The 12,601-nt window shown below is 67.4% G+C and carries 13 protein-coding genes; 5 read left to right on the top strand and 8 right to left on the bottom strand.

Annotated features, from left to right (window positions below):
* The first annotated feature begins 476 nt into the window (after window positions 1-476).
* On the top strand, window positions 477-2,894 hold the full coding sequence (locus ACLJPD_RS07965; protein ID WP_410871962.1) for a serine/threonine-protein kinase PknG: 2,418 nt from the start codon (window positions 477-479) through the stop codon (window positions 2,892-2,894).
* Here the strand turns inward: ACLJPD_RS07965 and ACLJPD_RS07970 are convergent.
* A complete protein-coding gene (locus ACLJPD_RS07970; protein ID WP_410871181.1) occupies window positions 2,891-4,090 on the bottom strand; it encodes an acetate kinase in 1,200 nt (399 codons plus the stop codon). The two genes, ACLJPD_RS07965 and ACLJPD_RS07970, sit on opposite strands and share 4 nt — an antisense overlap.
* Window positions 4,087-6,165, bottom strand: a complete 2,079-nt coding sequence (gene pta, locus ACLJPD_RS07975; RefSeq protein WP_410871963.1) for a phosphate acetyltransferase — start codon at window positions 6,163-6,165, stop codon at window positions 4,087-4,089. Before pta ends, ACLJPD_RS07970 begins: the two co-directional genes overlap by 4 nt.
* 40 nt (window positions 6,166-6,205) lie before the next feature.
* On the opposite strand from pta, the gene ACLJPD_RS07980 reads away from it, so the two are divergent.
* On the top strand, window positions 6,206-6,712 hold the full coding sequence (locus tag ACLJPD_RS07980; RefSeq protein ID WP_410871182.1) for a nitroreductase family deazaflavin-dependent oxidoreductase: 507 nt from the start codon (window positions 6,206-6,208) through the stop codon (window positions 6,710-6,712).
* A 6-nt stretch (window positions 6,713-6,718) separates the two neighbouring features.
* On the opposite strand, the gene ACLJPD_RS07985 is transcribed toward ACLJPD_RS07980, so the two are convergent.
* Window positions 6,719-7,210, bottom strand: a complete 492-nt coding sequence (locus ACLJPD_RS07985) for a MarR family winged helix-turn-helix transcriptional regulator (protein WP_410871184.1) — start codon at window positions 7,208-7,210, stop codon at window positions 6,719-6,721.
* Between the two features lie 94 nt (window positions 7,211-7,304).
* Here ACLJPD_RS07985 and ACLJPD_RS07990 point away from each other — a divergent pair, with 94 nt between their 5' ends.
* The gene (locus ACLJPD_RS07990; RefSeq protein ID WP_410871185.1) at window positions 7,305-7,727 is read left to right on the top strand and encodes a Rid family hydrolase; all 423 of its coding nucleotides are present in this window, start codon (window positions 7,305-7,307) and stop codon (window positions 7,725-7,727) included.
* 8 nt (window positions 7,728-7,735) lie between these two features.
* On the opposite strand, the gene ACLJPD_RS07995 is transcribed toward ACLJPD_RS07990, so the two are convergent.
* Window positions 7,736-8,833 (bottom strand): SPFH domain-containing protein, encoded by a 1,098-nt coding sequence (locus ACLJPD_RS07995; RefSeq protein WP_410871964.1) that lies wholly within the window; start codon window positions 8,831-8,833, stop codon window positions 7,736-7,738.
* An 11-nt stretch (window positions 8,834-8,844) separates the two neighbouring features.
* Window positions 8,845-9,063, bottom strand: a complete 219-nt coding sequence (locus ACLJPD_RS08000; protein ID WP_410871186.1) for a hypothetical protein — start codon at window positions 9,061-9,063, stop codon at window positions 8,845-8,847.
* 115 nt (window positions 9,064-9,178) lie between these two features.
* Between ACLJPD_RS08000 and ACLJPD_RS08005 the strand changes: the two genes are divergently transcribed.
* Both ACLJPD_RS08005 and ACLJPD_RS08010 read left to right on the top strand, forming a co-directional pair.
* Window positions 9,179-9,805, top strand: a complete 627-nt coding sequence (locus ACLJPD_RS08005; protein ID WP_410871187.1) for a DJ-1/PfpI family protein — start codon at window positions 9,179-9,181, stop codon at window positions 9,803-9,805.
* Entirely contained in the window at window positions 9,802-10,251 is a 450-nt protein-coding gene (locus ACLJPD_RS08010) for a MarR family winged helix-turn-helix transcriptional regulator (protein ID WP_410871188.1), read from the top strand. Before ACLJPD_RS08005 ends, ACLJPD_RS08010 begins: the two co-directional genes overlap by 4 nt.
* Before the next feature lie 57 nt (window positions 10,252-10,308).
* Here ACLJPD_RS08010 and ACLJPD_RS08015 read toward each other — a convergent pair whose 3' ends face one another.
* Genes ACLJPD_RS08015 through ACLJPD_RS08025 form a run of 3 tightly spaced genes read right to left on the bottom strand, consistent with a single transcriptional unit; the run spans window position 10,309 to window position 12,577 of the window.
* Complete coding sequence (locus tag ACLJPD_RS08015) at window positions 10,309-10,857, bottom strand: YceI family protein (RefSeq protein ID WP_410871189.1); 549 nt, start codon at window positions 10,855-10,857, stop codon at window positions 10,309-10,311.
* A 29-nt stretch (window positions 10,858-10,886) separates the two neighbouring features.
* Entirely contained in the window at window positions 10,887-11,489 is a 603-nt protein-coding gene (locus tag ACLJPD_RS08020; protein WP_410871190.1) for an FMN reductase, read from the bottom strand.
* Window positions 11,486-12,577 carry an LLM class flavin-dependent oxidoreductase gene (locus ACLJPD_RS08025; RefSeq protein WP_410871192.1) on the bottom strand — a complete coding sequence of 364 codons (1,092 nt, stop codon included), beginning with the start codon at window positions 12,575-12,577 and terminating at the stop codon, window positions 11,486-11,488. Before ACLJPD_RS08025 ends, ACLJPD_RS08020 begins: the two co-directional genes overlap by 4 nt.
* Window positions 12,578-12,601: the final 24 nt, after the last annotated feature.

Here is a 12,601-nt window from a genome sequence, read left to right on the forward strand (position 1 = left end):
CGGAGGATCAGGCGCGCTCCGACTCGACACCCCACGCCCCAGAATCGGCGCTCCACAGCCCACCGCCAGCGCCACACACCCCACCGCCAACACCCCCCAACCCAGCACAGGACGACCCGGAACGGCGCGAGCCCACCCAGCTGATCCAGCGTGAGCGGCCCGGCACACTGCCCGGCGGGTGGACACTGCCCGAAGACGACGAGACCCGGCCGCTGCCGAAGCTCACCGCCGAGGCGGCCGCGGAGTTCGCCCGGAAACAGGCGACCAGCCGCGACCTGACCCCGGCGACCGACGCCACCAAGCGCACCGAAGAGTCCGGCGGCGTCCAACGATCGAGCGGCGGTTCCGCGGCCGACTCGGGAACCTCGCAGCACGCGGATGATCCCCTCGCTACGCAGCGAGCGAGCCGTCCCGCGCCGACTGCGAACGAGCCCGCGACGTATGCGCCGACCGAAGCCGCACAACGCATCTTCGAGATCGCCCCGGACGTGGCTGAACAGCACACCCCCGAATCCGCTCCCTACGCCGCGACCGAAGCGGCACAGCGTCCCCCCGAATCCGCGCCCTACGCAGCGACCGAGGCTGCACAGCGACCCTCTGGAACCGCGCCCTACGCCGCGACCGAAGCAGCACAACGGTTTCCGGCCAACGCACCGCACGCGGCGACAGAGGCAGCCCCGCGCTCCGAACCCGACGCACAGTCGAATTCCGAATCCTGGCCTTCCGCGCCGCAGACCGGTGGGGTGAGTACCTCGCGGTCGGGGCGCAGTGTGCGCACGGCGCGGTCGCGGCCGACGCGCAGGCTCGGGGCCGGGCTGGTGCCGATTCCGACGGTCACCCCCGCCGACCCGCGCGACGCCGTACTGGCGGATCCGATGGTGTCGGAAGGGCGGCGGTTCTGCTGGCGCTGTGGCAACCCGGTCGGGCGTTCGACGCCCGCGCAGGCCGCGTCATCGAGCGGTGAATGCGAAACCTGCGGGGCCGCTTATGATTTCCGGCCGTCGTTGCACGAAGGCGATATGGTCGCCGGGCAGTACGAGATCCAGGGTTGCATCGCGCACGGTGGGCTCGGCTGGATCTATCTGGCCATCGACCGCAATGTGAGCGATCGGTGGGTGGTGCTCAAGGGACTGCTGCACACCGGTGACGCCGAGGCGCAGGCCGTGGCGGTGGCCGAGCGGCAGTTCCTGGCCGAAGTGGCCCACCCGAGCATCGTCAAGATCCACAACTTCGTCGAGCACACCGCGGGTGACGGGTCCATCGGCTACATCGTGATGGAGTACGTGGGCGGCCATTCGCTGCGTGACATCCTCGACGCCAGGCCCCATGGCGAGCGGATGCCACTGGCCGAGGCCATCGCGTATGTGCTGGAGATCCTGCCCGCGCTGGAACATCTGCATTCGATCGGCCTCACCTACAACGATCTCAAGCCCGACAACGTGATGGTCACCGAGGACCAGGTGAAGCTGATCGACCTCGGCGCGGTCGCCACCATCGACGCCTACGGAAACCTGTACGGCACCAAGGGTTTCCAGGCACCCGAGATCGCTCGAACCGGACCGACTCCCGCCTCCGATGTCTACACCGTCGGCCGCACCCTCGCCGCGCTCACCCTGGCACTGCCCAGCGAGCACGGCCGCTACCTCGACGGCATCCCCGATCCGGCCGACGAACCGCTGCTGGCTCGCTACGAGTTCTTCCACCGCTTCCTGCTCACGGCCACCGATCCCGATCCGGCACAGCGGTTTCCCTCGGCGCGCGCGATGATGGCGCAGCTGGCCGGTGTGCTGCGCGAGATCCTCGCCTATGACACCGGCACCGAACATCCCCAGCTGTCCACAGTGTTCAGTCCACAGCGCACCAGCTTCGGCACCGAGGAACTGATCAGTCAGACCGACGCCTATCTCGACGGCGTCGGTCGCTCCCCACTGCTCGATTCCCGCGATGTGGTCGGCGCACTGCCGATTCCGCTGATCGACCCCGCCGACCCGTCGGCGCCGCTGCTGGCCGCGACCACCAACCCGGAGCCGGAGCGGGTGCTCGAGGCGTTGCACGATTCCCGCGAACGGGCCGAGGCCGACCCCGACAACGCGCCACAGACCCTGGCGGGTGAACTGCTCTTCGCCGAGGCGCGGGCCCGGCTCGAGCTGGGCGAGTCGGCGGCGGTACTGCATCTGCTCGATCGGGTGCCCAACGAATCCGATTGGCGCACGGACTGGTTCACCGGTCAGGCGTATCTGCTCGAGCTCGACTACGAGGCCGCCTTCGCCTCGTTCGAGGCGGTGCTGCGGGTACTGCCGGGTGAGATCGCCCCCAAACTGGCGCTCGCCGCCACCGCGGAACTCATTCTGCAGCACTGGGATTCCGACGCCCCCGAACAGTGGCGCAGCTTCGCCGAACGCTATTACGACACCGTCTGGCGCACCGACCGCGCCGTGGTGAGCGCGGCATTCGGCCTCGCCAGGCAGCTGGCGGTGGCGGGGCGAGTGGGCGAAGCGGTGCACGCCCTCGACGACGTACCCGCCGCGTCACGCCACTTCACGACCGCCCAGACCACGGCGATCCTGCTGCTGCTCACCAGCTCCCCTGTCGCCGAACTCGACGAACAGGTCCTGCGGCTGGCCGCCTCGCGTGCCCAGTCCATTCCACCGGGCGAGCACCGCGCCACCCTCATGCGCACCCTGGTGCAGGGCACCGCATTGGCCTGGCTGCAGGCAGGCAACACCCCGAAACGCAAGGACGCCAAGCTGTTCGGCCGCGGATTCACCGAACGCGACCTGCGCGACGGCACCGAATCCGGCCTGCGCGCACTGGCCCGCAACGCCCCTGACCGCGACCACCGCTACGCCTTGGTCGACCTCGCCAACTCCCTGCGGCCCAAGTCCTGGTTCTAGGTCGCGCCGACCAGCTTGTGGGCCGCTCGGGCGATGGCGAGTTCCTCGTTGGTCGGCACGACCAGCACCGTCACCGGGGCGAAGTCCGGGGAGATGCGGCGGATGCCGGAGGTTCTTGTCTCGTTGCGGGCCGGGTCGATCTCGATGCCCAGATTCTGCAACCCCGCCAGCGCGTCGGCGCGCACCGCCGGGCTGTTCTCCCCCACACCCGCGGTGAAGATGACGGTGTCGACGGTGCCGAGTTGCACCAGGTAGGCGCCGAGGTAGCGGCGCAGGCGGTGGATGTAGACGTCATACGCGAGCTTGGCCTGCGTGTCGCCGCCATCGATGAGCTGCTGCAATTCGCGGAAGTCGTTGACCCCGCTCATGCCTTTGAGACCGGAGCTGCGGTTGAGCAGTTGCTCCACCTGGCTCCCGTCCAGCTCGGCCGCCCGCATGAGATACGGCGTGACACCGGGGTCGAGATCGCCCGGCCTGGTGCCCATCACGAGACCTTCCAGCGGGGTCATGCCCATGGTGGTGTCGATCGCGATCCCACCCTGGATCGACGAAGCGGACGCGCCGTTGCCCAGGTGGAAGACGATCTGGTTCAGCTCGTCGTTCGGCCTGCCCAGGTACTCCGCGGCCTTCTCCGACACGTACTGGTGCGAGGTGCCGTGGAAGCCGTACTTGCGAATACCGTGGGCCGCAGCCAGTTTCGCGTCGATCGCGTAGGTCTTGGCGGCATCGGGCATGGTGTGGAAGAACGCCGTGTCGAAGACCGCGACCTCGGGAACATCGGGCAGCAGCTCTCGCGTCGACTCGATGCCGACCACATTCGCGGGATTGTGCAGCGGCGCGAGCACTGACAGTCGGTCGATCGCGTGCAGCACGTCGTCGGTGATCAGGGTCGGTTCCCAGAACACCTCGCCGCCGTGGACCACCCGGTGTCCGACCGCGCCGATCCCGATCGTGGTCAGATCGAGGCCGGTCTCGCGGAACATCTCGAATGCCCGCAGCAGACCGGCCTTGTGGTCCGGGATCGCCCCGTCGTACTCGAGTTCGGCCGGGCCCGCCTCGTGCACGATCCGGCCGCCGTGCGTCTCGCCGATCTTCTCGACCAGACCCGAGGCCAGTACTTCGCCCGAGACCGGGTGTAGCAGTTGGTATTTGATCGACGAGGAGCCGCTGTTCAGGACCAGGACGAGGTCGCTCACTTGTCGTCTCCCTGCGCCTGGATGGCGGTGATCGCCACCGTGTTGACGATGTCGGCGACCAGCGCGCCGCGCGAAAGATCGTTCACCGGCTTGCGCAGGCCCTGTAGCACCGGACCGATCGCGACCGCGCCCGCACTCCGCTGCACCGCCTTGTAGGTGTTGTTGCCGGTGTTGAGGTCGGGGAAGACGAAAACCGTTGCCTTGCCAGCCACTTCGGAATCGGGGAGTTTGGTGCTGGCGACGGTTGGCTCGATCGCCGCGTCGTACTGGATCGGTCCTTCCACCGGCAGCTCCGGCGCCCGTTCACGCACGAGTTCGGTGGCCGCGCGCACCTTGTCGACATCGGCGCCGGTGCCGGACGCGCCGGTCGAGTACGACAGCATCGCCACCCGCGGTTCGATCCCGAACCGCGCCGCCGTGCCCGCCGAGGACACCGCGATGTCGGCCAGCTGCTCCGAGGTGGGATCGGGCACCACCGCGCAATCGCCATAGGCGAGAACACGATCGGCCAGGCACATCAGGAAAACGCTCGACACCGTTGAGACGCCGGGCACCGTCTTGATGATCTCGAACGAGGGCCGGATCGTGTGCGCGGTGGTGTGCGCGGCACCGGAGACCATGCCGTCGGCGATTCCCTTGTAGACCATCATGGTGCCGAAATACGAGATGTCGGCCATGGTTTCACGCGCACGCTCGAGCGTCATGCCCTTGTGCTTGCGTAATTCGGTGTATTCGGCGGCGAATTCGTCGAGGTGGCCCGAGGTGCGTGGGTCCATCACCTGGGCAGCGGCGATGTCGACCCCGAGTTCGGCGGCACGCGCGCGGATCGAGGTCTCGTCGCCGAGGATGGTGAGGTCGGCGATCTTGCGCTGCAGCACCCGCCCGGCGGCGCGCAGGATGCGGTCGTCGTCGCCCTCGGGCAGCACGATGCGCTTGCGATCGGCACGGGCGCGTTCGATCAAGCGGTATTCGAACATCTGCGGTGTCACCACAGTCGAGGACTGAACCTGAACGCGCCGAAGCAGTTCCGGTGCGTCGACCCGCTGTTCCATCAGCGCGAGCGCGGTATCGACCTTGCCCGGGCTGCCCGCCCACATGCGACCGCGGGCGCCGTGCACGGCACTGGCGGTGTCGTAGGTGCCCAGCTCGGTGGTGAGGATCGGCAGCTTGAGATGCAGGCCCTCCATCAGGCGCGCGATCGCCGGATGCGGGCGAAGGCCCCCGTTCATGATGACCCCGGCCAGCGACGGAAAGCCCGCCGCCTCATGGGCATTCACCAGACTGAGCAGCACATCGGAACGGTCGCCGGGTGCGATCACCACCACACCGTCGGAGAGGCGCTCCAGAATGTGTTCGGCGGTCATGCCACCGACCATGATGCGCAGGGCTTCACGCTGCAGCAATTCCGGGTCACCGCTGTAGATTTCGCCGTCGATCGCCTCGCACAGTTCGCCCATGGTCGGCGCCATCAGCAGCGGCACCTCCGGCAACGTCCAGGACGGGACCTCGAAACTTTCCAGCGCGGTGGCGACCTCGTCGAGTTCGTCGGGAGCGCAGCGATTGGCCACGATCGCCACCAGATGAGCGTGCTCGGCGGTGAGCTCGGTAGTGCACAGTTCGACCAGTTGCTTGACCTCGCCGGGCGTGCGATCCGCGCCGCGAACGACCAGTAACACCGGCGCACCCAGGTTCACCGCGATGCGGGCATTGAAACGAAGCTCGCTCGGGCTGGCGACGTCGGTGTAGTCACTGCCGACGATCACCACCGCGTCGCACGCCTTGGCGACGTCGTGGAACCGCATCACGATGTCGCTGATCGCGGCGGTGGGGTCGCGGTGCACGTCCTCGTAGGTGACGCCGACGGCCTGCTCATAGCTGATATCGGCGGTGCTGTGCTCGAGCAGCAGTTCGAGGATGTAGTCGGGTTCGTCAGCGGAGCGGGTGATCGGCCGGAACACACCGACACGTGCGGTGGTGGCGCACAGCATGCCGAGAACCCCCAAGGCCACCGTCGATTTTCCGGTGTCCCCCTCGGGTGAGGCGATGTACACGGTGGACGGCGCTTGTTCGACCATGTTCGCGAGCTTAGTGAATCCCGCCGATATAGTCCGCCCCATGACATCGCAGTTCCCGGACCGGCAGTGGGGTTCGCGCACCAATCCGCTCTCGCGCGCAGCCAACCGTTTCGCCGCGACCAAGCCGGGATCCTGGCTGATCCGCACGATCACCCCGCTGGACCGCGCCCTGCTCGAGCGCACCGACGCCAAGTACACCGTGCTCGGCCCGATCGGCGCCCCGGTGATCCTGCTCACCACCACCGGCCGCAAGTCCGGCCTCGCCCGCACCCAGCCGCTGCTCTACGTCCACGACGGCGACACCCTGTACGTGGTCGGTTCCAACTTCGGCCAGGAGCACCACCCGGCATGGACCGGCAACCTGCTGGCCGACCCGTCGGCCACCGTGGCTATCGCGGGCGAACGCATCCCGGTCACCGCGACCACCGTCCCCGACGCGGACAAGGACGCGATCTTCGCCCGCTTCATCGAGATCACCGGCGCCTACGCGGCCTACCGCGACCGCACCACCCGCGACCTGCGCATGTTCGCGTTGCGCCGGGCGTAACAGGTTTCAGGCAAGGTCGGCCGGGCGCACGCGCAGCTTCGCGGCGACCCGGGCCAGCGCTCGCCCGTCGGCGGCACTCACCTGGTCGAGAAAGCACTCGCGGACCGCGCGCACGTGCGTCGGCGCCGCCGCCACGACCACCGCGTACCCGGAGTCGGTGAGCGAGGCGACGGTGTAGCGCCCGTCCTCGGGATCGGGTGCCCTGGTTACCCAGCCGCGCTGCTCGAAGCGCTTGACGACGTTCGAGAGCCGCGACAGCGATCCATTCGCCAGGAAGGCGAGCTCACTCATCCGGATCCGACGCTCTGGGGCCTCGGACAGGTGGCTGAGCACGAGGTACTCGAAGAGTGTCAGTCCGGCCTCGGCTTGCAGCGGCGCCTCCAACCGGCCCGGCAGCAGCAGGATGAGCGAGACCAGCCCGGTCCAGGCTTCCTTTTCTTCCGCGTTCAGCCATGCCGGGGCCTCCGCGCCGTCGGATCCTGGGGTCGCCGCACTCATCGGGCAATCATAGCGAGCCCTATCAGGTTCACACGTGAAGTCATTCCGTGCTAGGTTGACTTCAAACATGAAGTCAAACGAAAGGTTCGCACCGATGAGCACCGCCACCTTCACCAGCACCCCCGGATACGGCCAGAAGCTGTTCGACCTGCTCCACTACCGACAGGCAGTCCGCGTCGGCGACCGGGTCGACATCTCGGGCCAGGGCGGCTGGGACGACGACATCACCTTCCCCGAATCCCTCGAGGAGGAGATCGTCCAGGCGTTCGAGAATGTCGAGCGGACCCTCGCCACCGTCGGCGCGACCTGGACCGACGTCATCGCCGTGGACAGCTACCACATCCCCACGGCCGACGACACGATCGGCGACGAGCAGACCCGCGTCATGGCCGACCAGTTCCGCAAGCGGATGGGTGACCGAGCACCGATCTGGACCCAGATCGGTGTCGCCGCCCTCGGTGCGCCCGGCATGCGCGTCGAGATCCGTGTGACCGCCGTGGTTGGCCGGCAGGACTGAGTCGACTGTCAGACCTTGTCGACCTCGCCGTTCGACAGCGCCTTCTGCAGGGAGTTGAAGACCGTCAAGCCCTGGCCGACCATGCCGTTGAGCAGCTCGCCGACACCGTCGGGGCCGTTGAGGACGGTGAGGTTGGCGCCGGCCAGGCCGTGCGAGGCCTGCTTGACGATTTCGGGGAGTTGCTCGATCAGCATCTGGTCCAACGCGATGCGGTTGTTGGATGCCGCCGCTTCGGCCTGGATGCGGGTGCGGTCGGCTTCGGCCACCGCGAGGATGCGGACTCGTTCCGCCTCCGCCTCAGCGGGTTTCACCACTTCGGCTTGGAGCTGCTGTTCGCGGAGTTCGGCGTTCTTGCGGGCCTGCTCGGCCTGCGCCTGCAGGACCGCCTGCCTGGCGATGGCGTCGGCGAGCGGGCCCGCCTGTGCCGCTTCGGCATTGGCCTTGTCGATGTCACGCTGATACTGGGCCCTGAGGAGCGCGGTCTCGCGTTCGTATTCGGCGCGACGGCGCAACGACTCCTGTTCGGCTTCGGCGGAGCGCTGGGCGGCTTGCGCCTGGGCGATCTGGGCATCGCGCTGGACCGCCGCATTGTGCGGGGCGGCAAGGGCATTGATGTAGCCGAGATTGCCGTCGTCGATGGACTGGATCTGGAACGAGTCGACCCACAGGCCGATATTGCCCATCTCCACCTTGGACGCGATGAGCACCTCGTCGGCCAGCTTCTGACGTTCGCGGATGATCTCCTCGACAGTCATCGAGCCGATGATCGAACGCAGGTGGCCGGAGAAGATACGGCCGGTCAGCACCGACATCTCCTGCTCCTGTTCGGACAGAAAGCGCTGTGCCGCATTGACGATCGACTGCGTGTCGTTGGCGACCTTGAACGCGATCACCGCACGCACATCGAGCTGGATGGCCTGCTTGGTGACGCAGCGCTCGCGGATCTCGGATTCGAACATGGCCAGCGACAGGTAGCGGACCTTACGGAACAGTGGCACCACCCAGGTGCCGCGCCCGATGACCACCTTGAACGGGGTGTCGTCCTTGGTCTTGGCGCCGCTGACCAGCATGGCCTCGTCGGGATCGGGAACGTGATAGCCCAGCATCATGGGGCCTTTCATTCAGTGGGAAGTGGAATCCAGGTGACCACGTCGACGACGCGCCCCGGATGGACCGCGACGATCAACACGGTGGTCAAGGCGGCGATCGGCTCGTCGGCTCGGGCGAGGTAGAGCTCGGTGCCCCCACGAATCGAGACCAGCACCTCACCCAGCGCGCCCGCCTCCCGAATCGGTGACGTGATGGTGCCCGTCATGCCGTGTACAGGGTCGGTCATCGAGGGTGAACCTCCTTGTCTCGCACCGGATGCCGTCAGCGTACGGAGGCTCGGCTACAAGCGGGTAGCAAAATTCTTATTGACAGTATCCTGTCAAATATGACAGGATACTGTCATGACTACGAAAACAGTTCATGTGGCCGTCTACAACACCCTCGCCGACTGGGAGGTCGGTGCCGCCACCGCGCATATCGCCAACGGCGCCTGGCATCGGGAGCCGGGAACGTTCGAGGTCAGGACGGTCGGCCTGACCGCCGATCCGATCACCACGATCGGCCGAATGCGCATCACCCCGGACATGGCACTCGCCGATCTCGACCCCGCCGACAGCGCCATGCTGATCCTGCCCGGCGCGGAGCTGTGGGACGGCGATGATCTGAACGCGTTCGCGCACAAGGCGACACAGTTCGTCGAGGCCGGAGTACCGGTTGCCGGCATATGCGGCGCCACCTTCGGTCTCGCCAAGGAAGGCCTGCTCGACGACCGTGCGCACACCAGCAATGTCGCGGAATACCTCGCCTACAGCGGCTACGCGGGCGCGCAACACTACGTCGAGGCGCCTGCCGTCACCGATCGCGACGTGATCACCGCGGACTCCATGTCCCCCTTCGAATTCGCCAGAGAGATCTTCGCCCGCCTCGATCTCTACGAACCGCACGTTCTCGAAGCGTGGTACGCACTGTTCGCGCAGAGGGATCCGGCCGGGTACGCGGTGCTCGCCGGCTACGAGGCGACCACATGACGGCAGGCGAACAGGAACTGTTCTCCACCGTGGCGATCACCTCGTTCCGTCTCAACGGCCAATTCCTCGCCATCGCCGAGGAATTGGCCGCCCCGGCCGGGTTGACGGCGGCCCGCTGGCAAGTGCTCGGCGCGGTACTCACCGAACCGCTGCCGGTCGCGGGAATCGCCCGGGCGATGGGCATCACTCGCCAGAGCGTGCAGCGCATCGCCGACCTGCTGGTCGGGGACGGCCTCTGTGCATACCGGCCGAATCCGGCGCATCGCCGCGCCAAACTGGTGGTCGCCACGGAGTCCGGTCGCGAGGCCGTGCAGCGCATCGATCCGCAGCACGCGGCGATCGCCCATCGACTCGCCGAGGAACTGGGCCAGCAGGAGTTCGTGGCCACCGTCGCGGCGCTGACCAGGCTGTCCACGGCCCTCGCCACCATCACCGAGGACGACTGACCGCGAAACGCCCCCACCACCGGATGCGGTGATGGGGGCGTCGAATCGGTGCGAGGCTCAGCTCTGGAGCACGGCCTCGATCTCGAGGGTGAGGGTGATCTTGTCGCCGATCACGGCGCCGCCGTCGGGCAGCGGCATGTCGATGTCGAGGCCGAAGTCGCGGCGCGAGACCACGGTCTTGGCTTCGAAGCCGGCGACGGCACCGTTACCCATGCCCGGGCTGACGCCGACGAACTCGACCTCGAGGGTGACCGGCTTGGTGTTGCCGCGCACGGTGAACTCGCCGTCGACGACGAAATCGCTGCCCTCACCGCGGAATCCGGTGGACTTGAAGGTCATCACCGGGAACTGCTCGGCGTGGAAGAAGTCGGCGGTGCGCAGGTGGCCGTCGCGCTGGGCGTTGTCGGTGGTGAGGGAGTCGACGCGGATCTCGGCGTGCGCGGTGGCGGTGCCGTCCTCGGCGATCACGAGGGCGCCGTCGAAGTCGGTGAAGCGGCCGCGGACCTTGCTCACCATCAGGTGGCGAACGGAGAAGCCGACGGTGGAGTGGGCGGGGTCGATGGTCCAGGTGCCCGCGGTGAGTCCCTTGGCGATGGCGGTGGTCATGAGTGTGCTCCTTGTGGATTAGGTGTGGATCAGTGATTTGCTGCGAGCAGGTCTTCGAACGGGGTGGTATCGGTATAGGGGTCGGTGGGTCGGGTAGCGGATCTGCCGAGTAGCAGTGCGCTGAATTCGATTGCGGCGCGGTCTATTCGGTTGTTCAGCGCCTGGTCGGCGCCGTTCGCACCCCAATCGGTCGTCGCCGCGTAGACCGCGGTCGGGACGACGATCGAGCGCAGGTAGGCGAACAGCGGGCGTACCGCGTGCTCGAGCGCGAGGGAGTGCCGTTCGGTGCCACCGGTCGCGCCGGCCAGCACCGGCAGGCCGGCGAGCGAATCCGGTTCCAGCACATCGAAGAATGTCTTGAACAGGCCGCTGTAGGACGCGCTGAAGATCGGCGTGACGGCGATCAGGCCGTCGGCGGTGACGACCTTGTCGATCGCCGCCCGCAGCGCCGGGGCGGGGAACCCGGTGAGCAGGTTGTCGGCGAGATCGCGGGCGTGATCGCGCAGGTCGATGAAGTCCAGCTCGGCCTCACCGCCCAGTTCCCGCGCCGTCGCGGCCGCCAGCCGGTCGGCCAGCAATCGCGTGGACGAGGGCTGCGACAGCCCGGCCGACACCACGGCGATGCGGGTCATACCGTCACCTCCTTCGCTTGCTTCGCGGCCAGCAGTGCGGCGTGGGTCGGCGCGTCCGGCACATGTGCGGGGCGGCGGGCCGCGAATTCCTTGCGCAGCACCGGGATCACCTCCTCGCCGAGCAGGTCGAGCTGCTCGAGCACCGTCTTCAACGGGAGCCCGGCGTGGTCGACCAGGAACAGCTGGCGCTGATAGTCACCGAAGTTCTCGCGGAAGGTGAGCGTCTTCTCGATGACCTGTTCCGGGCTGCCGACGGTGAGCGGGGTCTGCTCGGTGAAGTCCTCCAGCGACGGGCCGTGTCCGTAGACGGGCGCGTTGTCGAAGTAGGGGCGGAATTCGCGCACCGCGTCCTGCGAGTTCTTGCGCAGGAACACTTGTCCACCGAGTCCCACGATCGCCTGGTCGGCGCTGCCGTGCCCGTAGTGCTCGTAGCGGCGGCGGTACAGATCGATCAACCGCTTGAAATGGTCAGTGGGCCAGAAGATGTGGTTGGCGAAGAAGCCGTCGCCGTAGTACGCGGCCTGCTCGGCGATCTCCGGGCTACGGATCGACCCGTGCCAGACGAACGGCGGCACATCGTCGAGCGGACGCGGTGTCGAGGTGAACGACTGCAACGGCGTACGGAACTTGCCTTCCCAGTTCACGACGTCTTCGCGCCAGAGCCGGTGCAGCAGCGCGTAGTTCTCGATGGCCAGCGGAATACCGTCGCGGATGTCCTTGCCGAACCACGGATAGACCGGGCCGGTGTTGCCGCGGCCGAGCATCAGGTCGACCCGGCCGTCGGCCAGGTGCTGCAGCATCGCGAAGTCCTCGGCGATCTTGACCGGGTCGTTCGTGGTGATGAGCGTGGTCGAGGTGGACAACGTGATCTTGTCGGTGCGGCCCGCGATGTAGCCGAGCATCGTGGTCGGCGAAGACGGGACGAAGGGCCGATTGTGGTGCTCGCCCATCGCGAACACATCCAACCCCACCTCCTCGGCCTTCTGCGCGATCGCGACCATCGCCTTGATCCGCTCGGCCTCGGTGGGGGTGCGGCCGGTGGTGGGATCGGTGGTCACATCGCCGACGCTGAAGATTCCGAACTGCACGGGCCCTCCTTTGGTTGCCATGGC

Origin of the sequence: Nocardia sp. A7, from assembly GCF_046549215.1 — a bacterium.
In the GTDB taxonomy this organism is placed as follows: Bacteria; Actinomycetota; Actinomycetes; order Mycobacteriales; family Mycobacteriaceae; genus Nocardia.

Coding starts and splice junctions, on each gene's coding strand:
- ACLJPD_RS07985 (WP_410871184.1), bottom strand. CDS start 7,210: ATGAGTGCGGCGACCCCAGGATCCGACGGCGCGGAGGCCCCGGCATGG.
- ACLJPD_RS08000 (WP_410871186.1), bottom strand. CDS start 9,063: ATGACCGACCCTGTACACGGCATGACGGGCACCATCACGTCACCGATT.
- ACLJPD_RS08015 (WP_410871189.1), bottom strand. CDS start 10,857: ATGACCACCGCCATCGCCAAGGGACTCACCGCGGGCACCTGGACCATC.
- pta (WP_410871963.1), bottom strand. CDS start 6,165: ATGGTCGAACAAGCGCCGTCCACCGTGTACATCGCCTCACCCGAGGGG.
- ACLJPD_RS07980 (WP_410871182.1), top strand. CDS start 6,206: ATGACATCGCAGTTCCCGGACCGGCAGTGGGGTTCGCGCACCAATCCG.
- ACLJPD_RS07995 (WP_410871964.1), bottom strand. CDS start 8,833: ATGCTGGGCTATCACGTTCCCGATCCCGACGAGGCCATGCTGGTCAGC.
- ACLJPD_RS08010 (WP_410871188.1), top strand. CDS start 9,802: ATGACGGCAGGCGAACAGGAACTGTTCTCCACCGTGGCGATCACCTCG.
- ACLJPD_RS07990 (WP_410871185.1), top strand. CDS start 7,305: ATGAGCACCGCCACCTTCACCAGCACCCCCGGATACGGCCAGAAGCTG.
- ACLJPD_RS08020 (WP_410871190.1), bottom strand. CDS start 11,489: ATGACCCGCATCGCCGTGGTGTCGGCCGGGCTGTCGCAGCCCTCGTCC.
- ACLJPD_RS08005 (WP_410871187.1), top strand. CDS start 9,179: ATGACTACGAAAACAGTTCATGTGGCCGTCTACAACACCCTCGCCGAC.